The organism is Pseudomonas sp. LBUM1641 (assembly GCF_059716235.1).
This window is the reverse complement of the sequence record NZ_CP166815.1, coordinates 4,959,821-4,982,262: the sequence shown is the minus strand read 5'-3', so window position 1 is coordinate 4,982,262 and position 22,442 is coordinate 4,959,821. Positions and strand designations below refer to the sequence as shown.

The window sequence follows — 22,442 nt, the reverse complement described above, 5'->3', positions numbered from 1 at the left end:
TTAAGACGGATGAGAAACGCAAAACCCTAAGGCGGATATGAAAGTAAATGTTTCAGATACTCATTCATGCAACACGAAACATGTTCCGAGTCATCACCAAGGCGGGATTGATGGGGCGGGGGCGCTGCCTATGATGGGGTCATACCGTTGAGCGAGCCCAATAATGACTTCTGCCAGAACCCTCTACGACAAACACATTGACTCCCACACGGTGTGCCGCCTGGATGACCAGGGCCATGTGCTGCTGTACATCGACCGCCAGGTGATCAATGAATACACCAGCCCGCAAGCCTTCAGCGGCTTGCGCGAGGCGGGGCGTGGCGTATGGCGCCCCGGCACGGCGCTGGCGGTGGTCGACCATGTGAACCCCACCACGCCCAAGCGCATCGCGACCATGCCGGATGCGGGCGGCGCACGCCAAGTGTCGTACCTGGCGGAAAACTGCCGTGACTTCGGGATTGAGCTGCTGGATATTCTCGACAAGCGCCAGGGCATCGAACATGTGATCGCCCCGGAGCAGGGTTTTATCCTGCCGGGCATGGTGATCGCCGCCGGCGACAGCCACACCACCACTTACGGAGCCTTGGGCGCGTTCGGCTTTGGCATTGGCACCTCGGAAATCGAGCATTTGCTGGCCTCGCAAACCCTGGTCTACAAGCGCCTGAAAAGCATGCGCGTGACCGTGGACGGCGAACTGGCCCACGGTTTGACTTCCAAAGACGTGATCATGGCGCTGATCGGCAAGATCGGCGCTTCGGGAGCCACCGGCTACGCCATTGAGTTCTGCGGTTCGACCATCGATGCCCTGAGCGTCGAGGCGCGCATGACCATCTGCAACATGGCGGTGGAAGCGGGCGCCCGCGGCGCCTTCATGGCGCCGGACGAAAAAGTGTTCACCTACCTCAAGGGCAAACCCCGCGCGCCGAAGGGCGAGTTGTGGGAGCACGCTCTGGTGGGCTGGCGCCAACTGCACTCGGATGCCGATGCGGTGTTCGACCTCGAAGTGCAACTGGACGCCACCGGCCTGGAGCCGATGGTCACCTGGGGCACCAGCCCCGACCAGGCCGCGCCCATCGGCGCCCGCGTGCCAGACCCGCATGACGTCAGCGACCTGATCCTGCGCCAGGACATGCGCCGCGCCTTGAACTACATGGGCCTGGAAGCTGGCATGCCGCTGAGCGAGATCGTCATCAGCCACGCGTTTATCGGCTCCTGCACCAACGCCCGCATCGAAGACCTGCGCGACGCCGCCAGCGTGGTGCGCGGCAAGCACGTGGCCGACCATGTGCGGGCGATGATCGTGCCGGGTTCCACCGAAGTGCGTGACCAGGCCGAAGCCGAAGGCCTTGCTGCGATCTTTATCGAGGCCGGGTTTGAATGGCGTCAGTCCGGGTGCTCGATGTGCCTGGCAATGAACGACGACGTGCTGGAGGCGGGCGACCGCTGCGCCTCCAGCACCAACCGCAACTTCGAAGGCCGCCAGGGTGCGGGAGCCCGCACACATCTGATGAGCCCGGCCATGGTTGCAGCCGCCGCCATCACCGGCCGCCTGACGGACATTCGCCACTTTGGAGACCGCACATGAGCCTGCAACCTTTCACCCGGATCACCGGCAGGGCCGCGCCGATGCTCGCGGCCAATATCGACACCGACGTGATCATGCCCAAGCAGTTTCTCAAGGGCATCGACCGTAACGGGCTGGATCGCGGTTTGTTCTTTGATTTGCGCTTTTTGGCGTCGGGCGAACCAAATCCGGAGTTTGTGTTGAACCAGTCAGCCTGGCAGGGCGCGAGCTTTATGGTGGTGGGGCCGAATTTTGGCTGTGGTTCCAGCCGGGAGCATGCGGTGTGGGGCTTGAAGCAGATGGGCATTCGCGCGCTGATCGGCAGCAGCTTTGCCGGGATTTTCTATGACAACTGCCAGCGCAACGGGGTGTTGTTGATCACGTTGGAGGAGGCGGTGTTGCAGCGATTGGGGCAGACCGTCAGCCAGCCCGAGCAGGCGCAGATCAGCGTGGACCTTGAGGCGCAGGAGATTCGATTGGCGGACGGGCAGGTGATTGCGTTCCAGATTGATACGTTGCGCAAGACAGCGTTGTTGCTGGGGCTGGATGCCATTGGCACGACGTTGCAGCGCAGCGAGCAGATCAAGTCGTTTGAGCGCGAGCACCTGGCGGCCAATCCCTGGCTCAACTGACGACCTTACTCAAGGCAAGCAGGATTAATCGTGGGAGCTGTCGAGCTTTAGCGAGGCTGCGATGCAGGCGCTGCGTTCTCGCAGGTGCACCGCGGTGATTCAGCGCCTACAAGTTGACACTTCAAGACCTGTGGGCTTAAGTGGGGCGCGACAAGGAGGTTGGCCCGTCACGGAAAAAGGAATTTCAGCGTGTGTAACCGCAATCCCGAGTTCGCGCTTTCGACCCGAAACGCCCGGCTGATAATCTTCGCCAGGGGCGTTTCGGATTTCGGCGCGTTCCTCAACATGGTGGCCTTGTCCACCTACGTCTATTGGCTCAGCCAAAGCGTGGTGTTTGTCAGTTTCTTCCTGGCATGCCGCGTCACCGGCGGTATTGTCGCGAGCCTGTTTGGCATTCCATTTTTCAGGCGCTTTGCCGGGCGTGGCACATTAGCCGGGCTGGACCTTGCCCGGGCGCTGCTGCTGACGCCGCTGCTGCTGTTGATCCCGGCCCATCAGCTCAGCGTTCTGCCCTTCATCGCCTTCGGGATCGGCTTGTGCAATTCGCTGTTTGCCATTGGCCTCAACAGTCAGTTGCCGACCTGGGTCGCGCTGGAGCACCGCGTTTCCACCAATGCGTGGATTACTTCAGCAGCCGCTACCGGTGCGGTCTTCGGCAGTTTGCTGTCCGGACTGTTGATCGCCACCGGTGGATTTGAAGCGGTGTTTGCCGTCAACATCGGCACCTATGTCGTCGCTGCTTGCCTGATTCTGCCGCTGCGCGGGCTTTACTCCGCCGCCATTGCCGTGCATCGGGGGCTCTCGGCGGAATGGCATGAGCTGAAGAAAGGACTACGGGGCGCGCCGGTGTTGGCCGCCATGTTGCTGATCAGCATGCTCGATACGCTTGGCAGCGCCGCCCATAACGTCGGCTGGCCGGTCCTGTCCCAGTACATTTCTCCCGATACCGCAAAAACCGTCATGGGTTATCTGCTGGCGGTGTGGGCCTGTGGCAAGTTCGTCGGCGCGCGCCTGGCCAGTGCGGTTTTAAAAAACCGTGGCAACCCAGGCATGGAGCGCCTGTTCATGGCCGGCGTAGCGCTGATGTCCAGCGGCTTTATCCTGACCTTCCAGCAAACCGAGCTTTGGCTGGCATTGATGCTGGTGGTGTGGGCCGGGCTGGGGGACGGTGTGTCCGAGGTGGCCCTTATCTCCCGGGCCCAGAATGAGCCCGATAGCCTGCGCCTGCCGCTGTTCAGTTTATTGACCCTGATCCAGATGGCCGGCTTCGGCGTGGGCATGCTGGTGGTCGGGCCGTTCTACCTGACGTGGACGCCGGCCCAGGTGATTGTGTTGTTCCATGGGCTGCCGTTAAGCGCCCTGGTGGTCATGGGGTTATGGATGGGATTCAGGGCTCACCGGGGCGTCAGATCGACAACCCCTTGAAGTGCTCCTGCAAAAACTCCACACACGCCCGCAACTTCCCGGAGTACGCCAACCGCGTCGGGTACACCGCCCACACGTTGGCGCTCTGGGTGTAGTCGTGCAGCACCTGCACCAGTTTCCCTTGTTCCAGCAGCGGCTTCACATCCCACATCGAACGCAGCAACACCCCGCGCCCGTCGAGGGCCCATTGCAAAACAATTTCGCCATTGTTGGATGACAGCGGCCCGCGCACACGCACGCTGTCCTGCACGCCATCACGCTCCAGGTGCCAGATGCCAAACGCGTTGTCCCGCTCCTTGAGCACCAGGCAATCGTGCTGTTCCAGGTCACTCAAGTGCTGCGGTGTGCCACGGCGTTCGAGGTAGGCGGGCGCCGCACACAGCACCCGGCGGTTGCTCACCAGCCGGCGGCCGATGTGTTGGCCGGGAATGTCATCGCCTACGCGGATCTCCAGGTCGAAACCCTCGCTGACGATATCCACCACCCGGTCGAACAGGTCCAGGCGGATTTCCAGGTCCGGGTACTGTTCGGCCAGCAACGACAGGGCCGGCGCCACATGGTTGCGGCCGAAGCCAAAGCTGCTGCACAAGTGCAGATGGCCACGGGGGCTGTCGTGGGCGTCGGAAAGCTCGTCGGACAGCTGCTGGAAATCTTCGAGAATACGTACGGCCCAGCGCTGCACCCGTTCACCGTCCTCGGTCAGGGCAATGCGGCGGCTGGTGCGGTGCAGCAGGCGAGTGGCAAGGGTGGTTTCGAGAATCTGGATACGCTTGCTGACATAGGCCGGGGATAACCCCAGCTCATCGGCAGCCGCAGCAAAGCCGGCCTTGCGGATCACAGTCAGGAATACCCGCAGGTCTTCAGGTAGGGGCACGGTATCTTTCTTGTTAGTCATCAGAAGCAGGCGTGGCGGCATGAGCCGCCAGAATAGCACCGGATGGGCAAGCCATAAGGTCCGCCCGGTGGTGCGCTCACTCGGCAGCGATCTTCGCCTGTGCGGCGGCCCGCGCATGGCGGCCATGCTTGAGGGCGATGGGGGCCATTTTCTCGCGGTCCAGTTCACCTTCCCAGGCGGCCACCACCAGCGCAGCCACGGCGTTGCCGATGATATTGGTCAGCGAACGGCACTCGGCCATGAAGCGGTCGACACCCAGGATCAGCACCATCGCCGCCACCGGCACCGTGGGCACCACCGCGAGGCTCGCGGCCAGCGCGACAAAACCTGCACCCACCACCGCACCCGCGCCTTTGGAGGTGAGCATCGCCACCGCCAGCAGTGTCAGTTGTTGCTCCAGCGTCAGGTCGATATTGGTCGCCTGGGCCAGGAACAGCACCGCCAGGGTCATATAGATGTTGGTGCCATCCAGGTTGAAGGTGTAGCCGGTGGGCACCACGATCCCCACCACGCCTTTGGATGCGCCGAGGCTTTCGAGTTTCTGGATCAGTTGCGGCAGGGCCGATTCGGATGAGCTGGTGCCCAGCACGATCAATAGCTCGGCCTTGATGTAGGTCAGCAGCTTGAAGATGCTGAACCCCACATACCGGGCAATGCTGCCCAGCACCACGGCGACGAAGAAAAACGCGGTGACGTAGAACGTGCCCACCAGTTTCAACAGCGGCAGCAGCGAGCCCAGGCCGTATTTACCGATGGTGAAGGCGATCGCCCCGAACGCACCGATTGGTGCGACGCGGCTGATCATGCCGACGATACGGAAGAACACTTCGCTGGCCTGGTTGATCACGCCCACCAGGGGCCGGCCCTTCTCGCCGATCATCACCAGCCCGAGGCCAAACAGCACCGATACAAACAGTACCGGCAGGATTTCGCCTTTGGAGAAAGCGTCGAAGAAGGTCGTCGGGATCACATGCATCAGGAACCCGGTGACGCCTTCGCCGTGTTCGGCCTGGCCGACGAAACCGGCGATGGCCGAGGTGTCGAGGGTCTTCACGTCGATGTTGAAACCCACGCCCGGGTGCAGCAGGTGCGCAGCGAGGATGCCGATTACGAGGGCGATGCTGGAGACGATCTCGAAGTACAGCAACGCCTTGCCACCCACGCGGCCCACCTGCTTTACGTCGTGCATGCTGGTGATGCCGGAGACCACCGTGCAGAAGATGATCGGGCCGATGATCATCTTGATCAGCTTGATAAAGCCGTCGCCCAACGGCTTGAGGTCGATGCCCACCTGGGGCCAGTGGTTGCCGATCAGCACGCCCAGCACAATGGCGATGATCACCTGCACATACAGGGTTCCCAGCAGTTTTCTGATTGTCATTTTTATTATCTCGAGACGTTTTTTGGGCAAGCAGCTCCCGTCGCAGGCTGTTTCAAGCCTGCGGGGCGGGAGCGGTCAGATCAGCGGTGCATAAAGGCTCAGCGAAGGAAGGTCAGGACTTCGCCGAGCAACAGCTCAGGGACTTCTTCAGCGATATAGTGGCCGGCCGGCAGGGCCTTGCCACGTACGTCGGTAGCGACTTTCTGCCATTCCTTGAGGGGTTCGAAGCAGCGGCCGACGGTGCCTTCGGCGCCCCACATCACCAGCAACGGCAGTTCCAGGTGATTGCCTTTGTCGATATCGGCGCGGTCGTGCTCAAGGTCGATGCCGGCAGCGGCGCGGTAGTCTTCGCAGATGCCGGTGGCGGTGCCGGGCAGTTTCAGGCAGCGCAGGTATTCGGCGAAGGCTTCGTCGGTGAACGGCTTGAGCCCGGCACTGCGGCTGCCCATGACGCTGCGCAGGTATAGCTCAGGGTTACCTTCGATCAGGCTCTCGGGCAAGGGCGCCGGGCGGATCAGGAAGAACCAGTGCCAGTACGCGCGGGCGAAGGCTTCGTCAGTCTGGGCGTACATGGACAGGGTCGGTGCGATGTCCAGCAGGACCATGCGCTGTACAGCCTTGGGGTGATCCAGGGCCAGGCGATGGGCGACGCGGGCACCACGGTCGTGAGCCAATACCGAGAACTCATCGAAGCCCACGGCCTTCATCAGCTCGACGCCGTCGCGGGCCATTTCGCGTTTGGAATAGTGGGTGTGCTGGTCATTGGCGGCGGGTTTGCTGCTGTCGCCGTAACCGCGCAGGTCGGCGGCGACCACGGTGAAGTGTTCGGCCAGTTGCTCGGCGACCTTGTGCCAGATGACGTGGGTCTGCGGGTGCCCGTGCAGCAGGAGCAGGCCAGGACCTGTGCCGCCTTTGCGGTAGCAGATGTCCACACCGTTGACGTGGCGCTGGTCTTTTTGGAATCCGGCGAACATGGAATGACTCCTTGTGATGATTGCCTGCATCCTGAAATCACACGGCGCTCGGGGCAAGGGGGAAAGCGTGGAGGGGTTGTTCATGAAGTGTGTTGAAGCCGGCTTTCTGGCTCTGGTCAGGCTTTTGCTGAGGTCAGGCTTACCTGTGGCGAGGGGGCTTGTCCCCCGTTGGAGTGCGAAGCGCTCCCGCTTTTTTTGGGGGCTGCTGCGCAGCCCAACGGGGGACAAGCCCCCTCGCCACGGGGTTTATGCAAGGTTCTAGCCTTGTTTGAACATCTCCTCGGCACGCTGGCGAACCTGCGCCTCGGTCAAATCCTCCTTGCGCGTGGCCAAAAACCACACATGCCCGAACGGGTCTTTCAGCGTCCCTGAGCGGTCACCGTAAAACTGATCCTTGGGTTCTGAGATCGCCGTGCCGCCAGCCTTGATCGCCTGGGCGAACTGTTGGTCGACGTCCTGCACATACAGATGCAGGCACACGCTGGGATGTTCTTTTCCCGGGCTGCCAAAAGACATCTCGCCACAGGGTGAGGCCATCATGATCGCCGAATCGCCAATGCGCAGTTCGGCATGGCCGATCTTGCCGTCGGGCATGTCCAGGCGCATGACTTCGGTGGCGCCGAAGGCTTTCTTGTAGAACTCGATGGCTTCAGCGGCTTTTTCGATACCCAGGTACGGCGTGATGCTGTGATAGCCCTCGGGAATGGGTTTAACGCTCATATCGTTCTCCTTGATTGTGGTTATGGAGGGACGGCCTTTTCACTATAGGCCACGCCAATCAAGGGTTTGGGCTATGCCGACGAGGGGCGTCTAGCTGGGCTCCAACAGCTGAGCGCCAGGCCCGCGTTCACCAAGTACGTCGTCGTGATTGCGCAGCGGGCACGCCTCCAGCGACAGACACCCGCAGCCAATGCAGCCATTGAGTTTGTCCCGCAGCAGCATCAGCTTGTCGATGCGCTGGTCCAGGTCTTCGCGCCACATTGCAGACAGGCGCTCCCAGTCGGCAGCGTTAGGCGTGCGGCCATCGGGTAGGGTTTGCAGCGCCTCATGGATCGTCGCCAGGGGGATGCCCAAACGCTGGGCAATCTTGATTACCACCACCCGGCGCAACACGTCCCGCGAGTAGCGCCTTTGATTGCCGGCGTTGCGGCTGCTCTTGATCAAGCCCTTGGTTTCGTAGAAGTGCAGGGCGGTGACGGCCACGCCGCTGCGAGCCGCCAATTGGCCGACGGTGAGTTCTTTGGTGACCATGAAATAGCCCTTGACCTTGACTTAACTAGAGGTTTTACCCTGCGTGGCATCGAATCGCAAGATTGTGCCTACAGTGAGAGGGGATTGTTCATGCAGGTATTAGAGAAGAGTCTGAGTTTTACCCAGATGGTCGAGTTCCAGATCGAACCTCAGCAGCAATCCGCGTTGGTAGCCGCCCTGTCATCCCAAAGCGAGCGTTTGGCCCAGGGCCATGGCGGCTTTATCAATGCCAGCGTGCAGGTCAGCGATGATGGACGCCGGGTGCTCAGCTACTTGCAATGGCGCTCCCGCGAGGACGGTGAGGCGGCCTTCAAGTGTTTTGAGCACGGTGAGGAAGATTTCTGGACGCTGATACGCGCCCACCAGGCCACGGCGGTGACCTTTGGTTCGTTTCAGGTGCTGCGCAGTATCGAGCGCAGCCATGACAACGCTTTGCACTGCCGACTAAATTGACAGGTGCAACATGCGCTCGCCCTGCACGTTCTCGCCGGGGCGGCGCTTGTTCACTGCCAGCTCGCCGATCTTGATCAAGCGCGTACGCGTCACGTTGCGGCTCAAGCCCAGCAGGTTGGCGGTGTGCACCTGATTGTAATGGCTGAAGCGGTAGGCGGCGCGTAGCAGCGCATCCTCGACCTTTTCATGCAAGGCCCCGGCCTGTTCCTCGAAGAGTTTTTGAAAGGCGCGTTCCAGCAGGGCTTCAGCGCTGTTGTCGATGCCGTGCTGGCTGTCGTCCTGACGCTCGATGCGCATGTTCGACAGACGCAGGTCGTCGCGTTCGATCACGCCGTTGCGGCAGATCAGCAGGGTGTGATGAATCACGTTTTCCAGCTCGCGGATATTGCCCGGCCAGCTGTAGCTTTTGAGTTTCTGCTCGGCCTCGCGGCTGATGGTGATCGGGCCGTAACCCAGGCGCTGGCTGTAGGCTTCGATAAAGTGTCGGGTCAGTGGCAGGATATCGCCGGGCCGATCCCGCAATGGGCTGAGTTCGAGGCTGACCACGTCGAGGCGGTAGTACAGGTCTTCGCGGAAATGCCCGGCGTTGATGGCTTTTTCCAATTGAACGTTGGTGGCCGCCAATACCCGCACGTCGATGGGAATGCTTTTGCGTGAGCCCAGGCGCACCACTTCGCGCTCCTGGAGCACTCGCAGCAGCTTGACCTGAATGGCCATCGGCAAATCACCGATTTCATCGAGGAACAAGGTGCCGCCATCGGCCTCCTCGAACCAGCCGGCCTTGGCGCCGAGGGCGCCGGTGAAGGCGCCTTTTTCATGGCCGAACAGCTCGGCTTCCACCAGGGATTCGGAAAACGCGCCGCAGTTTACCGCCACGAACGGTCGGTTGCGCCGCGCGCTGAGATTGTGGATATGGCGCGCCACCAGCTCTTTACCGGTGCCGGTTTCGCCGATGATCAGCACGCTGGCTTCGCTGGGCGCGACTTGCTGGATGTGCGCCAGCAGCGCCTGGGATTTCGGGTCTTCGAAGACCTGAGCGGTGGCGCGGATCGAGGTCGCAAGCGCGGGCGAGGGCGGTAGGGTTAAAAGCTGCATGGGCACCTCTTCTAGGAGTAGAACGTGGGAGTCGGCAGGGACTGGTTCAACGCCCAGTCCCCCAGTTCTTGGAGTTTGTAGTCCACCGGGTCGTGCAAGGTTTGTGTGCGCAGGTTGCGCCAGTGCCGGTCCAGGCGCAGGGAGGCGTGGGTGGAACGCGCGCCGGTGACTTCGAACAGGCGGCTGCACAGTTCCAGGCCGTTGCGGGTGGCGGCGACCTTGGCCGTGGCGATGGCAATGGCCAGTTCGCCGCGCTCGCTTTCGCTGAGGCTGTGGCCCTTGGCCCAGGCCTGGTCCAGCAGCTCGGCGGCACGCTTTACCAGCAGGCGCACGCCTTCAAGGGCGACCCAGAATTCGCCGTAGTGGTTGAGCACGTACGGGTCCTGGCGAATGTCCTGCACCGTGGATTTATGCCAGGGCCGGGTTTCGGTCAGGGTGTAATTTCTTGCCTCTTCGAAAGCGCCTTCGGCGATGCCGAGGAACATGTGGGTGAAGGTCAACTGGGCGATCAGTGGGCGCAGGCAGGCGAAGGGTGTGCTCAGCGGGCCGGGATCGAGGAGTAATTCCGACTCCTCCACGCGTACCCGTTCGAAGCTGGCGCTGCCGCTGTCGGTCTGGCGTTGGCCAATGTTGTTCCAGTCATTGTGCAAGGTGATGCCGCTGCGCCCGCTGGGGATGGCCGCGATCAGCAGCTTGCCGCCGGCACTTTCATCCACTGCCGAGGCGATCAGCATTTCCGAGTCGCTGGCGCCTGAACAGAAGCTTTTCTTGCCGGAAAACTCGCGCCAGCCGCCGAAGGCCTTGACCACCGTGCGCGTGTCCAGCGGGTTGAGGGCGTTGCCCCAGAACCAGTTTTTGCGCGCGGTCTGTTCGAACCAGGGTTGCCATTGCTCCGGGCGGGAGAACAGCCGCACGGTGGCGAGCATCAGGTGATGAAAGCCGAAGACGTGGGCGATGGAGCTGTCGACCTTGGCGAATTCGCGCACGATCTCCAGGGTCTCGCTCCACCGGGCGCCGAGGCCGCCGTATTGGGTGGGGATGCTCAGGGCCAGCAAGCCGCTTTGGCGCAGGGCGTCACGTTCGGTCTTGGGTGTGCCGCCGCGCTCGTCGCGTTCGACGGCGGTGAGGGCGAATTCGGCGGCCAGCAGTTTGGCTGTCTGCAACGGTGAGGGCAGGACGCTGTTGGGTTTGGCTGTCACGCGGGATTCCTCATGGTGTGCCGGGGCGTACCCCGGCAGACGGCAAGTCAGGCCTTGGCTTTTGCCGGCAGGACATCGTTGGCAATCATTTCGCCGAACGGTCCGGTGAGGTTGGTGACGCCGCGCCCGGCCAGGCTCGCGTAGGGTTCCGGCAGCAGCGGGAACACCAGTTCGGCAAAGCGATACGCCTCTTCCAGGTGCGGGTAGCCGGAGAAGATGAAGCTTTCGATGCCCAGGTCCGCGTATTCCTTGATCCGCTCGGCGACTTGCCGGGGGTTGCCCACCAAGGCCGTGCCCGCGCCACCACGCACCAGGCCGACGCCAGCCCACAGGTTAGGGGCGATTTCCAGGTTGTCGCGGCGCCCATCGTGCAGCGCAGCCATGCGCCGCTGGCCTTCGGAGTCAAAGCGCGAGAAGGATTTTTGCGCGGCGGCGATGGTTTCGTCGCTGATGTGTTCGATGAGTTTGGCGGCGGCCTTCCAGGCGTCTTCTTCGGTTTCGCGCACGATCACATGCAGGCGAATCCCGAATTTGACGGTGCGCCCGTGGCGGGCGGCGCGCTCACGCACATCGGCGAGTTTTTCGGCGACGGCAGCCGGTGGTTCACCCCAGGTCAGGTACACGTCGACTTGTTCGGCGGCGAGGTCGTGGGCGGCGTCGGAGGAACCGCCGAAGTACAGCGGTGGATACGGCTTCTGCACCGGTGGGTAAAGTGCCTTGGCGTTCTGCACCCGCAGGTGTTTGCCTTCGAAGTCCACCGATTCTCCCTGCAACACGCGGCGCCAGATCTTGAGGAATTCGTCGGTCACTTCGTAGCGTTCGCTGTGATCGAGGAAACTGCCGTCGCCGCGGTTTTCGTCGGGGTCGCCGCCGGTCACCACGTTGATCAACAGGCGGCCATTGGACAGGCGGTCTAGGGTGGCGGCCATGCGTGCGGAGACGGTCGGCGAAATGATCCCCGGGCGAATCGCTACCAAGTAGCGCAGGCGCTCGGTCAAAGGCACCAGCGCCGAGGCGATCACCCAGGAGTCTTCGCAGGAGCGGCCGGTGGGGATCAGCACGCCGTGGTAGCCGAGGTTGTCTGCGGCTTGGGCGACTTGTTTCAAATAGTTGAGGGTGACCGGGCGAGCGCCTTGGGTGGTGCCCAGGTAATGGCCGTCACCGTGTGTAGGCAGAAACCAGAAAACATCCATGACAAATCCTTAAGCGATTTTCAGCAGAGAGGTGGGATGCGCGGCAAACAACGGCGCGGCGCGTTCTGCAGCAAGGCGAATGCGGGCCTTCAAGGGCTCACTGGTTATTTGGTAGTCGGTGAAGTCGGCCTCAGTGGCGTACACGCCGATCGGCAAAGTCAGGGCCTGGAAGAAACTGAACAGCGGGCGCAGCTGGTGATCGAGTACCAGCGCGTGGCGTTCACTGCCGCCGGTGGCCGCCAGTAACACCGGGGTGTTGATCAGGGCGTTGAGGTCGACCAGGTCGAACAGGTGCTTGAGCAGGCCAGGGTAGGAACCGCGATACACCGGCGCGGCGACGATCAGCAGGTCGGCCTGTTCGATGGCGTGCAGTTGCGCCTCGACATCGGCGGGCAATTCCTGGCGGGACAGTGCGCCGCCCAGTGGCCGGGCAATGTCGCCCAGTTCAATCAGGGTGGTCTGGATCGGCAATTGATTGGCCAGTTCGGCCAGCACCGCCTGGGTCAACACCAGGGTGCGGGACGGGCGCCAGGTTCCGCCGGAGAGGGCAACGACATTCAGTGGACGGGTCATCAACAGTTCCTTTTTCAACAGTGGCTCAGGGCAAGAGCAGTAGCAGGGCTTGAGCAAGAGCTGTACCAAGCTGCGCAGGCCTTGACTGGCGCGGGTTGTGGGCCAGGTGTTGGAAAATGACGGTGTTGTCTGCCTGGTGTTTTGTTGAATGACTGTTGCCTGGGCAACAGTTTCCAGGCGAACAGTGGCGTGAGCGTTGAAGCCATTTATAGAGGGTTGTGTTTATTCCGTAAATGAACGTATTTCCATATTTATAGATCTGTATGGAATATGCGGATTGACTATCACGGGGGTCGCGAAGGTTGATAGCGACTATCACGGCTGATGATTTTTCACCGTGCAGGGGCGGGAGTAGCCTGTGCTCATTGACTTCAACCCGTTTCGCAGGACCTTCGCCATGAACCGTTTTCTCGCCATTTCCGTATTGCTTGTCACCTCAGTCCTTGCCGGTTGCGCGACACATTCGTCGCCTGAACTGCGTGCCTACTCGGCTGAGGAGAGCAAGGAGCTGGCGCTGGAAGCCCTGAGCCGTCGAGGCCTGTCGTTTGATGAATACCAACAGAAGAAAGCCGAGCTGACCGGCCTGCCACAGAAAACCTTCGGTTTCGACCGTCAGGGTGAAATGAATGCCGAGCGCGGCATGACGCTGCACGGTCGCCCCGGTTGAGTCAGTGGCGAGGTCTGAAAAGCCCGAGGTTTCCCACAGGAACCTCGGGCTTTTTGTTTGCCATCCGTTTCCCGGAGCCTGTTAAGCTGAATTTCAGGAGCGTTCCTACGCACTTTTAAATAAAGTGGTCTTTCTTTAACGGCACTGAATCAGGTAAACCATCTTCCTTCCTGATCGCTGCCCCTGAGACGTTGTTCTCGGGAACATGCTCTGCGAGTCTTTAACGTCATGAATAAACGTCCGCTGTATTTCGACTACGCCGCCACCACGCCGGTGGATGAGCGGGTCATCCAGGTGATGGTCGAGTGCCTGGGCTTCAACGCCAACTTCGGTAACCCTGCGTCCAGTTCCCATGCGTTCGGCCAACAGGCCCGGCAAACGGTTGAGCAGGCGCGGGGCCAAGTGGCCGAACTGGTTGGCGCGGAGCCGGCACAGATCGTCTGGACCTCCGGTGCCACCGAGTCCAACAACCTCGCCATCAAGGGCGTCGCCCAGGCGCGGGGCGTGGCCGGTGGGCATATCATCACCAGCCAGATTGAACACAAGGCCACGCTCGACACCGCCCGCCAGCTGCAGGAAGCCGGGGTTGCGGTGACGTACCTGGTGCCGGACGCCGAGGGTTTGATCAGCGTCGAGGCGGTGAGCGAAGCGTTGCGTGAGGACACCTTCCTGGTATCGCTGATGCTGGTGAACAACGAGCTGGGCACCCTCAACGATATCCAGGCGATTGGCGCGCGAGTGCGTGAACACGGTGCTTTGTTTCATGTGGATGCGGCGCAGGGCGCCGGTAAGGTCGCGATTGACCTGGCTGAGTGGCCGGTGGACCTGATGTCATTTTCCGCCCACAAACTCTATGGCCCCAAGGGCATTGGCGCGCTGTACGTCGGCCCACGTGCGCAGCAGAAAGTGCTGGCGCAGATTCACGGCGGTGGCCATGAAGGCGGCTTGCGTTCCGGAACCCTGGCGACTCACCAGATCGCCGGCATGGGCACGGCGTTCGCACTGGCGGCAGCGTCCTTTGCTGAAGAAAAGGCGACCATTGTTGCCCTGCGCGAGCGCTTGCTGGAACAGCTGAATACGATTGCCGGGGTGCGCCTCAATGGCAGTCTTACCCAACGTATTCCCCATACCTTGAGCCTGACGTTCAGCGAGGGTGAGTTCAATTCCGCCGCGTTGAGCGCGGGCATTGCCTTCTCGGCTACTTCGGCCTGCAATTCGGCGAGCAATGCACCGTCCCATGTGCTTCTGGCACTGGGCCATGATGCCCGCAGCGCAGGTCGCACCATACGCTTGAGCCTCGGGCGGTTTACCACCGAGCAGGACATCGATCAGGCGGTTCAGCTGATCAAGGCCGCACTGGCCAGCGCACCGGCTTTCTGGGCCGTTTGACCCCATAACAATTATTAGTGGTTAGCAGGAGACACGATGAGCACACAGCCTTTGACCCATGGAACGGTTCCCCAGCGCCTGGCGCGCACCCGCGAACTGATGAGCCGCGAGGGTATTCATGCCCTGTTGGTGCCGTCGGCCGACCCGCATTTGTCCGAATACCTGCCGGGTTACTGGCAGGGCCGTCAGTGGTTGTCGGGTTTTCATGGGTCGGTGGGCACGCTGATTGTCACCGCTGATTTTGCCGGTGTGTGGGCCGACAGCCGTTACTGGGAACAGGCGACCAAGGAACTCAAAGGCAGTGGTATCGAGTTGGTCAAGCTGCAACCCGGCCAGCCCGGACCGCTGGAGTGGCTGGCGGAACAGACGCCGGAAGGCGGTGTGGTGGCTGTGGATGGCGCGGTCATGGCCGTTGCATCGGCACGTACCTTGGGCAGCAAGCTGGAGGCACGTGGTGCACGCTTGCGTACGGACATCGACCTGTTGAATGAAGTCTGGCAAGACCGTCCGACGTTGCCGAACCAGCCGATCTATCAGCATTTGCCGCCGCAGGCCACCGTGAGCCGTGGCGAAAAACTCGCCGCCTTGCGTTCCAGCCTGCAGGAGAAAGGCGCCGACTGGCATTTCATCGCGACCCTGGACGACATTGCCTGGCTGTTTAACCTGCGCGGCGGTGACGTTTCGTTCAACCCGGTGTTTGTATCCTTTGCCTTGATTGGCCAGCAGCAGGCGACGTTGTTTGTGGCCTTGAGCAAGGTCGACGCCGAGCTTCGCGCCGTGCTGGAACAGGATGGCGTGACCCTGCGGGATTACAGCGACGTTGCGGCGGCTTTGAAGGACATTCCTTCGGGCGCCAGTGTGCAAGTCGACCCGGCACGGGTGACCGCTGGCTTGCTGGAAAACCTCGGCAGTGGCGTGACGCTGATCGAAGGCCTGAACCCTACTACCTTGGCCAAGTCGCGCAAAAGCCTGGCGGACGCCGAGCATATTCGTCAGGCCATGGAGCAGGATGGTGCGGCCCTGTGCGAATTCTTCGCCTGGCTCGACAGCGCGTTGGGTCGCGAACGCATCACCGAGCTGACCATTGATGAACACCTGACCGCGGCCCGTACCCGTCGTCCGGGTTATGTGTCGTTGAGCTTCAATACGATTGCCGCGTTCAACGCCAACGGTGCGATGCCGCACTATCACGCGACTGAAGAAGAGCACGCGCTGATCGAAGGCGATGGTTTGCTGCTGATCGACTCGGGTGGCCAGTACCTGGGCGGCACGACCGATATCACGCGGATGGTGCCTATCGGCACGCCAAGCGAAGAGCAGAAGCGCGATTGCACGCGTGTGCTCAAGGGTGTGATCGCGTTGTCCCGCGCGCATTTCCCCAAGGGGATTCTTTCGCCGCTGCTGGACTCCATCGCTCGCGCTCCGATCTGGGCTGAAGGCGTGGACTACGGCCACGGTACCGGCCATGGCGTAGGTTATTTCCTAAATGTGCATGAAGGTCCGCAGGTGATCGCCTACCAAGCCGTCGCTGCGCCGCAAACGGCGATGCAGGCGGGCATGATTACGTCCATCGAACCGGGCACTTACCGTCCGGGCCGTTGGGGCGTACGCATCGAGAACCTGGTGTTGAACCGTGAAGCGGGCAAGACCGAGTTTGGCGAGTTCCTCAAGTTCGAGACACTCACCCTGTGCCCGATCGATACCCGCTGCCTGGAGCCTTCGCTGCTGACGGTGGAAGAGTGCCAGTGGTTCAACGACTACCATGCGCAAGTCCGTGAGCGCCTGAGCCCGCTGCTCAGTGGCGCGGCACTGGAATGGTTGCAGGTGCGTACAGCCGCTATCTGAGGGGCTGCAGCTCGGGCGCCTGGGTCAAGGCATCGGCCATGTAGTCGATAAAGGCTTTGACCCGGGCGGACTGGCGACGATTCGGCGCCGAAACGGCGTGAATCGGAAGCGACTGCGGGGTGTAGTCCTGTAGTACGGCAACCACTCGGCCGGCCGTCAGGTCATCAAAGAACAACCACAGGGGCGACAGCGCAATGCCGAGCCCCGCCAATACCATCTCGCGTACGGCCTCGGAGTTATTGCTCTGGGCGTTGCCCATGATCTTGACGCTGTGTCGCATCCCGTCCTTTTCGTAAACCCATTGGTTCTGACTGCTGAGCAAGTTGAAGAGCAGGCAATTGTGCTGGGCCAGATCTTGCGGGGTTTGCGGTGCAGGGTGTCGGGCCAGATAGGCCGGGCTGGCGAGGGTGACTCGGTGGGTGGTGCTGATCTGCCGGGCGATCAGGCCGCTGTCGCGTAGCTCGCCGATGCGCAGGGTAACGTCCAGACCTTCGCTGACCAGGTCCTGATTCTGATCGTTGAGTTGCAGGTCGATGTTTACCTGCGGGTATCGTTCGAGAAATCCCGCCAGGCGCGAAGCAATGTGCAGGCGTCCGAAGCTGACCGATGAGCCGATGCGTAACGGCCCGGCAACCGCTTCCTTGCCGGATTGGAAGCTGTGCTCCGCGGCATCCACCGCCGCGAGGATTTGGCGGCAGTGCCCGTAGTAGCGCTGTCCTTCATCCGTCAGGGAGAGTTTGCGAGTGCTGCGGGAAATCAGCTTGCCTCCCAGTTCGGTTTCCAGGGCACGCAGTACTTTACTGATGGTTGGCTGAGTGGTCTGCAGCTCCCGGGCTACCGCAGAAAAACTCCCGCGCTCGATCACCCGGACGAAAATGGCCATTGCGTTGAGCTTATCCATGGGGCTACCAATTCATGCCTTATTAGCATGGTCACTATAGCGATTTTGCGCCTTATCGGCATGAATGGGCCGGGACATCATGGCGTTCACTTCCTGATGAACCGAGATCACGACCATGACTGATACAACTCAAATGCAGGCTCTGATGGTGGATGTGGCGAATGGGCCGTTACGGTTGGTCACGATTCCACGGCCAATACCGAGTGCCGGTGAGGTTCTGGTAAGGATCAAGGCCAGTGGACTCAACCCGCTGGATGGGAAAATACGTGCCGGTGAGGCGGCCCATGCCCGTCAGCCGCTGCCGGCAGTGATGGGCTTGGACTTGGCGGGGATTGTTGAGGGGGTTGGCCCGGATGTCTGCGAGTGGAAAGTGGGCGATGAGGTTTACGCCTTGGCAACCGGAGTTGGAGGTATCCAGGGTTCTTTGGCGGAATTTGCGGTGGTTGATGCGCTTCTGTTGGCGAGAAAGCCTGTGACACTAAGCATGCGTGAGGCGGCGGCATTGCCGCTTGTGCTGATTACTGCATGGGAAGGGTTGGTGGACCGTGCCCATGTAGGGCCCGGGCATAAAGTTTTGATTCAGGGTGGTGCGGGCGGTGTAGGACATGTCGCGGCGCAATTGGCTAACGCGTTTGGCGCAGAGGTGTTTGCGACCGGTTCGGGCAGGCAACGGGCGTTGATTGAAGGGCTCGGCGCGACGTTTATCGACTATCAACAGATGAGCGTTGAGGAGTACGTGGCTTCGCACACAGCGGGCGAGGGTTTTGACATTGTTTACGACACGGTGGGTGGGCCGACACTGGATGCGTCCTTCCGGGCGGCGAGGACCTATTTCGGTCATGTGCTGAGTTGTCTTGGTTGGGGCTCCCATCGACTGGCGCCGTTGTCGTTTCGCGGAGCAACGTATTCCGGGGTGTTTACCCTTCTGCCGATGCTGACGGGCAAGGGGCGCGAGCACCACGGGCACATACTTGCCGAGACGGCGCGCTTGATCGACGCCGGGAAGCTCAAGCCGATCCTTGATGCGCGTCATTTCGACCTGCATACGGCACACGCCGCGTACGAGTTACTCGCGGGCAGCGCTAAAGGGCGTTTGGTGATTGAAATTTAGCTCAGCGCTTCGCGTACAAACTCCAGTCGATCCTGGCCGAAGAACAGCTGGTTGCCGACGAACATGGTCGGGGCTCCGAATACGCCACGCTGGATGGCATGCTCGGTGTTGTCCTTGAGGGCGGCTTTTACGACGTCGTCATTGGTCAACGCCAGGACGTGTTCGTGGTCGAAGCCGCGTTCAGCGAGTACTGCGGCTACTACGGCCGGGTCTCCCAAGTGACGGCCGTCTACCCAAAGCGCGCGAAACAGGCAGTCGATAAAATCGAGAAAGCGCTCGGGCTGGTGCATCTGAATGCCGGTGACTGCACGCATCAGCAGCAAGGTGTTGATGGGAAAGTGCGGATTGAACTTGAGCGGGACGTTGTAGCGCTGGGCATAGCGCGCCAAGTCCTGGAACATGTAGCGGCCTTTGGCGGGAACGGTGGCCGGTGACGCATTGCCGGTGGCCTTGAATACGCCGCCCAGCAGCATTGGTTTATACATCAGATGGGCGCCGCTTGCCGCGCACAGAGCTGGAAGCTGGGTATAGGCCAAATAGGTGGCAGGGCTGCCGAGATCGAAAAAAAACTCCACGGTTTTACTCATGCTGTGTACTCGCTGTTTATTGTTATGAGGCGTGCTTACCAGGGTTCATTCCAAGGGCGCAGGTCCAGCTCGAAGGTCCAGGCGTCCCGCGGCTGGCTATGCAGGTACCAATAGTTATCGGCGATGTGCTCAGGGTTGAGAATGCCGTCCTGATCCTTGAGGGCGTACTTTTGCGGGAAGTTGTCGCGGATGAAGTCGGTGTCGATGGCGCCATCGACGACTACGTGGGCGACGTGGATATTTCGCGGGCCCAGTTCGCGGGCCATGCTTTGCGCCAGCGCGCGGATCCCGTGTTTGGCTCCAGCAAATGCAGCAAAGCCGGCGGCGCCACGCAGGCCGGCGGTGGCACCGGTAAACAGGATGGTCCCGCGATTACGGGTGACCATGCGCTTGGCTACTTCCCTGGCGTTGAGGAAGCCTGAGAAACAGGCCATCTCCCAAATCTTGAAGTACTTGCGGGCGGTTTCTTCCAGGATGCTGCACGGCACGTTGGCGCCGATGTTGAAGACGAAGGCTTCGATGGGCCCCAGCTCGGTTTCAATCTGTTCGATCAGGGCGATTACGTCCTCTTCCTTGCGGGCATCGCAGGCAAAGCCATGCGCCTCACCGCCTGCTGCCTGGATGCTTTCCACTAGAGGTTGCAGCTTATCGGCGCTGCGGCGGGTCACGCAGGCGACGTAACCCTCTCGGGCGAAGCGCTTGGCGATGGCGCCACCTGTGGCATCGCCGGCACCCACTACCAGTACGATTTTCTTGTTGTTCGTCATGGGAGATCCTTTGGTAAACGATCGTTAGCCAAACGAACGTTATGCTACGATCCGACATGCGTCAAGCTGCCAACAGAGAGGGAAGTGATGCGATATTCGGCCAGTCATAAGCAGGAAACCAGAGAGAAGCTGCTGGATAGCAGCGCGGCCTTGGCGAAGAAAGAAGGGTTTGCCAGTGTCGGGGTGGATGGCTTGATGAAAGCCATTGGCTTGAGTGGCGGTGCGTTTTATAGCCACTTCGCCTCGAAGGACGAGCTGTTCAGCTCGATTGTCGAACGTGAGTTGAGCCATAGCCTTGAGCGCTTGAATGGCAATGGTGTGCAGAGTCGGGAACGGCTGGATCGCTGTCTGAAGTTCTATTTGAGCATGGCCCATGTGGAGCAGTCGGAAGCGGGCTGTGCGTTGCCGAGCCTGGGAGCGGAGATTGCGCGGTCTGATGTGGCGGTACGGCAACAGGCGCAGGAGTGGATTTGCCGATTGCAGGCGGGCTGGGCTGCAACGTTGGGCAGCGAGGACCTGGCGTGGTCGATTCTGTCGCAATGCATCGGCGCCCTGGTAGTGGCACGGATGATGGTCAACCCACAGGTGCAGGCGCAGGTCCTGTCATCGAACTACGATGTACTCAGTCAACAGCTGGCGAAGCTATGAGAGCGTCGACAGCTACTTGCAGATGACAATCATGCTTCGGCTGGTGTAGCCGGCGGGGTTGAGGCCGAACGGGTAGTCGCCCGGGTCTTCGGCGTTGTCGCCTGACTTGGCAATGACCTTATAGCCTTTGGCTCCACATGAATTAGCTGCGCTGGCATAGCACTTGTCCCAGGAGGAGGACAGTCCCGAGCAGTTGATATGCAGGCCCTTTTTTCCCCGTTTCACTTCGGTCTTGGTGGTTGCGGCACAACCTGCAATCGCCACAATCATCAACAGCATCAAAATTCGCTTCATTCCTATCCTTAATAGCCGCCTCGCTTAACAGCACGAAGCTGGCTTTGCTCGCTCTCGACTGTAGCGTTCATGATGTCCTTATCTAAATTCTCCATGACTGACACTGGGTTACGGTCTAAACATGGCCTAATTGAGCGGCAAATGCCAGAGCTACGTCAAATCCTGAATCAATCGGCAGGAACGAGTGGCTTTGATTCGTTACGCATGGTCAGGGTTGCGCCAACGGAGGCCAGGATGATGCAGGTGATCGCCAGCCACTGCGCCAGGGACAAGTGTTCTTGAAGGAAAAACAGGCCGGACAGTGCGCCGAACGCGGGCTCGATACTCATCAAGGTTCCGAATGTGCGGGCGGGCAGGCGAGTCAGGGCGACCATCTCCAGGGTGTAGGGCAGGGCGGTGGATAAAATGGCGACACCAATGGCAATCGGGATCAGGGAGGGAGTGAGTAATGCCGCGCCCGCGTGGACAATTCCGATCGGCGCGACAAATAGTGCGGCAATCATTACACCCAGCGCGGCGGTTTGTACGCCGTTGTCAGCGCCGGCCTTTTGGCCGAACAAAATATAGAGCGCCCAGCACACACCTGCGCCCAGTGCGTAAGCGGCGCCTGTCAGGTCAATGCCGTTGCTGGCTTCTCCCATGGGGATCAGCAGCAGAAGGCCAATGATGGCCAAGGCTATCCAGAGAAAGTCCACGGCCCGCCGCGAAGCATAAATAGCGACGGCCAGTGGGCCGGTGAACTCCAGGGCTACTGCGATGCCCAGTGGAACGGTCCGCAGTGACATATAGAAGAGGAAGTTCATCCCGCCCAAGGCCATTCCGTAAACGACCACGGTCTGGAGGGACTTGGCTGTGAGCTTGGCGCGCCAGGGACGTAATAGAAGCAGCATGATCACGCTGGCGAAAATCAGGCGCAGGGTGGTGGTACCTTGGGCACCCACAATGGGGAACATGCTTTTGGCGAGTGATGCGCCTGATTGAATGGAGGCCATGGCAATGAGTAGCAGGCCGACTGGAAATAATGCCGAGGCCAGGCTACGGGTTGAAGTGGTCATTAGGGTGTTCGTCCAAGGTCGTATTTAAAGAAGCAGAAGTGGCTATGATGCTTAACTGTTCAGCAATGAGCAATATATTGCTCAACCTGCCCGGTATTCCTCTATATATAGGTGGATTTTCTGGTTGTCGGGATTGATTGATAGAAAAGCTGAATTAAGGGTTGACGGCAGATTCTGGAAGTCTATAATTCGCCCCACTTCCGGCGCAGTCGAAACGGAAAACTCCTTGGTAAACAAAGAGTTATGTAGGTTTCGATAGCGAGCTGCTTCAGATCATCGAAGCCCAGAAGGAGTTAGTAAGGACGTGTTGTTTAGCCCTATTAACGGTTCGATCTTCTCGGTCGAAAGCGGAGAAAAAGAGGTGTTGACAGCAGCGTGTAACGCTGTAGAATTCGCCTCCCGCTAACGAGAGATCGGAAGCGCAAGTGGTTGAAGTTACAAAGGAAACTTTGAAAACTTCTTAAAAAAACCGCTTGACAGCAACAGAGGCTGCTGTAGAATGCGCGCCTCGGTTGAGACGAAAGATCTTAACCAACCGCTCTT

At 60.5% G+C, this 22,442-nt stretch carries 23 protein-coding genes; 9 read left to right on the top strand and 14 right to left on the bottom strand.

All coding sequences use genetic code 11. The annotated features are described in order from the left end of the window. Positions 1-163 precede the first annotated feature (163 nt). The 3 genes from leuC to ACA046_RS22775 all read left to right on the top strand — a co-directional run bounded on the left by leuC (position 164) and on the right by ACA046_RS22775 (position 3,621). Entirely contained in the window at positions 164-1,585 is a 1,422-nt protein-coding gene (gene leuC, locus ACA046_RS22785) for a 3-isopropylmalate dehydratase large subunit (protein ID WP_497675033.1), read from the top strand. Continuing rightward, positions 1,582-2,196, top strand: a complete 615-nt coding sequence (gene leuD, locus ACA046_RS22780; protein ID WP_459022641.1) for a 3-isopropylmalate dehydratase small subunit — start codon at positions 1,582-1,584, stop codon at positions 2,194-2,196. Before leuC ends, leuD begins: the two co-directional genes overlap by 4 nt. Positions 2,197-2,385: 189 nt before the next feature. Beyond that, positions 2,386-3,621 carry an MFS transporter gene (locus ACA046_RS22775; RefSeq protein WP_497675032.1) on the top strand — a complete coding sequence of 412 codons (1,236 nt, stop codon included), beginning with the start codon at positions 2,386-2,388 and terminating at the stop codon, positions 3,619-3,621. Here the strand turns inward: ACA046_RS22775 and ACA046_RS22770 are convergent. The 5 genes from ACA046_RS22770 to soxR all read right to left on the bottom strand — a co-directional run bounded on the left by ACA046_RS22770 (position 3,602) and on the right by soxR (position 8,122). Then, entirely contained in the window at positions 3,602-4,516 is a 915-nt protein-coding gene (locus ACA046_RS22770) for a LysR substrate-binding domain-containing protein (RefSeq protein ID WP_201124923.1), read from the bottom strand. The genes ACA046_RS22775 and ACA046_RS22770 overlap by 20 nt on opposite strands. Before the next feature lie 76 nt (positions 4,517-4,592). Then, positions 4,593-5,897 (bottom strand): C4-dicarboxylate transporter DctA, encoded by a 1,305-nt coding sequence (gene dctA, locus ACA046_RS22765; RefSeq protein WP_003207293.1) that lies wholly within the window; start codon positions 5,895-5,897, stop codon positions 4,593-4,595. 98 nt (positions 5,898-5,995) lie between these two features. Beyond that, on the bottom strand, positions 5,996-6,871 hold the full coding sequence (locus tag ACA046_RS22760; RefSeq protein ID WP_497675031.1) for an alpha/beta fold hydrolase: 876 nt from the start codon (positions 6,869-6,871) through the stop codon (positions 5,996-5,998). Positions 6,872-7,129: 258 nt separating this feature from the next. Then, positions 7,130-7,591, bottom strand: a complete 462-nt coding sequence (locus ACA046_RS22755) for a VOC family protein (RefSeq protein ID WP_497675030.1) — start codon at positions 7,589-7,591, stop codon at positions 7,130-7,132. Positions 7,592-7,681: 90 nt separating this feature from the next. Beyond that, positions 7,682-8,122, bottom strand: a complete 441-nt coding sequence (gene soxR / locus ACA046_RS22750) for a redox-sensitive transcriptional activator SoxR (RefSeq protein ID WP_497675029.1) — start codon at positions 8,120-8,122, stop codon at positions 7,682-7,684. A 90-nt stretch (positions 8,123-8,212) separates the two neighbouring features. Here soxR and ACA046_RS22745 point away from each other — a divergent pair, with 90 nt between their 5' ends. Then, a complete protein-coding gene (locus ACA046_RS22745; protein ID WP_258346997.1) occupies positions 8,213-8,575 on the top strand; it encodes an antibiotic biosynthesis monooxygenase in 363 nt (120 codons plus the stop codon). On the opposite strand, the gene ACA046_RS22740 is transcribed toward ACA046_RS22745, so the two are convergent. Genes ACA046_RS22740 through msuE form a run of 4 tightly spaced genes read right to left on the bottom strand, consistent with a single transcriptional unit; the run spans position 8,567 to position 12,635 of the window. Then, complete coding sequence (locus ACA046_RS22740) at positions 8,567-9,670, bottom strand: sigma-54 interaction domain-containing protein (protein WP_076016647.1); 1,104 nt, start codon at positions 9,668-9,670, stop codon at positions 8,567-8,569. The two genes, ACA046_RS22745 and ACA046_RS22740, sit on opposite strands and share 9 nt — an antisense overlap. Positions 9,671-9,681: 11 nt before the next feature. Beyond that, on the bottom strand, positions 9,682-10,869 hold the full coding sequence (locus ACA046_RS22735) for an acyl-CoA dehydrogenase family protein (RefSeq protein ID WP_497675028.1): 1,188 nt from the start codon (positions 10,867-10,869) through the stop codon (positions 9,682-9,684). Positions 10,870-10,916: 47 nt separating this feature from the next. Next, the gene (ssuD, locus tag ACA046_RS22730) at positions 10,917-12,062 is read right to left on the bottom strand and encodes an FMNH2-dependent alkanesulfonate monooxygenase (protein WP_459022631.1); all 1,146 of its coding nucleotides are present in this window, start codon (positions 12,060-12,062) and stop codon (positions 10,917-10,919) included. Between the two features lie 9 nt (positions 12,063-12,071). Next, positions 12,072-12,635, bottom strand: coding sequence for an FMN reductase (gene msuE, locus ACA046_RS22725; RefSeq protein WP_017476818.1), 564 nt, complete (start codon positions 12,633-12,635; stop codon positions 12,072-12,074). Between the two features lie 397 nt (positions 12,636-13,032). Between msuE and ACA046_RS22720 the strand changes: the two genes are divergently transcribed. From ACA046_RS22720 to ACA046_RS22710, 3 genes are all read left to right on the top strand, one after another. Beyond that, positions 13,033-13,302 carry a hypothetical protein gene (locus tag ACA046_RS22720; RefSeq protein WP_497675027.1) on the top strand — a complete coding sequence of 90 codons (270 nt, stop codon included), beginning with the start codon at positions 13,033-13,035 and terminating at the stop codon, positions 13,300-13,302. 228 nt (positions 13,303-13,530) lie between these two features. Continuing rightward, positions 13,531-14,691, top strand: a complete 1,161-nt coding sequence (locus ACA046_RS22715) for a cysteine desulfurase family protein (protein WP_076016650.1) — start codon at positions 13,531-13,533, stop codon at positions 14,689-14,691. A gap of 36 nt (positions 14,692-14,727) precedes the next feature. Next, positions 14,728-16,536, top strand: coding sequence for an aminopeptidase P family protein (locus tag ACA046_RS22710; protein WP_497675026.1), 1,809 nt, complete (start codon positions 14,728-14,730; stop codon positions 16,534-16,536). Here the strand turns inward: ACA046_RS22710 and ACA046_RS22705 are convergent. Further along, complete coding sequence (locus tag ACA046_RS22705; protein WP_497675025.1) at positions 16,529-17,437, bottom strand: LysR family transcriptional regulator; 909 nt, start codon at positions 17,435-17,437, stop codon at positions 16,529-16,531. The genes ACA046_RS22710 and ACA046_RS22705 overlap by 8 nt on opposite strands. Before the next feature lie 115 nt (positions 17,438-17,552). Between ACA046_RS22705 and ACA046_RS22700 the strand changes: the two genes are divergently transcribed. Next, positions 17,553-18,548, top strand: a complete 996-nt coding sequence (locus ACA046_RS22700; RefSeq protein ID WP_497675024.1) for a zinc-dependent alcohol dehydrogenase family protein — start codon at positions 17,553-17,555, stop codon at positions 18,546-18,548. On the opposite strand, the gene ACA046_RS22695 is transcribed toward ACA046_RS22700, so the two are convergent. Both ACA046_RS22695 and ACA046_RS22690 read right to left on the bottom strand, forming a co-directional pair. Further along, positions 18,545-19,135, bottom strand: coding sequence for a 2-hydroxychromene-2-carboxylate isomerase (locus tag ACA046_RS22695; protein ID WP_497675023.1), 591 nt, complete (start codon positions 19,133-19,135; stop codon positions 18,545-18,547). The genes ACA046_RS22700 and ACA046_RS22695 overlap by 4 nt on opposite strands. A 35-nt stretch (positions 19,136-19,170) precedes the next feature. Continuing rightward, positions 19,171-19,902: an SDR family oxidoreductase gene (locus tag ACA046_RS22690; protein WP_076016655.1), complete on the bottom strand. Its 732-nt coding sequence runs from the start codon at positions 19,900-19,902 to the stop codon at positions 19,171-19,173. An 87-nt stretch (positions 19,903-19,989) separates the two neighbouring features. Here ACA046_RS22690 and ACA046_RS22685 point away from each other — a divergent pair, with 87 nt between their 5' ends. Continuing rightward, a complete protein-coding gene (locus tag ACA046_RS22685; RefSeq protein ID WP_497677125.1) occupies positions 19,990-20,550 on the top strand; it encodes a TetR/AcrR family transcriptional regulator in 561 nt (186 codons plus the stop codon). A gap of 12 nt (positions 20,551-20,562) precedes the next feature. Here ACA046_RS22685 and ACA046_RS22680 read toward each other — a convergent pair whose 3' ends face one another. Further along, positions 20,563-20,844 (bottom strand): hypothetical protein, encoded by a 282-nt coding sequence (locus ACA046_RS22680; RefSeq protein WP_076016657.1) that lies wholly within the window; start codon positions 20,842-20,844, stop codon positions 20,563-20,565. A gap of 167 nt (positions 20,845-21,011) precedes the next feature. After that, complete coding sequence (gene rhtA, locus ACA046_RS22675; RefSeq protein ID WP_459022616.1) at positions 21,012-21,899, bottom strand: threonine/homoserine exporter RhtA; 888 nt, start codon at positions 21,897-21,899, stop codon at positions 21,012-21,014. Positions 21,900-22,442: the final 543 nt, after the last annotated feature.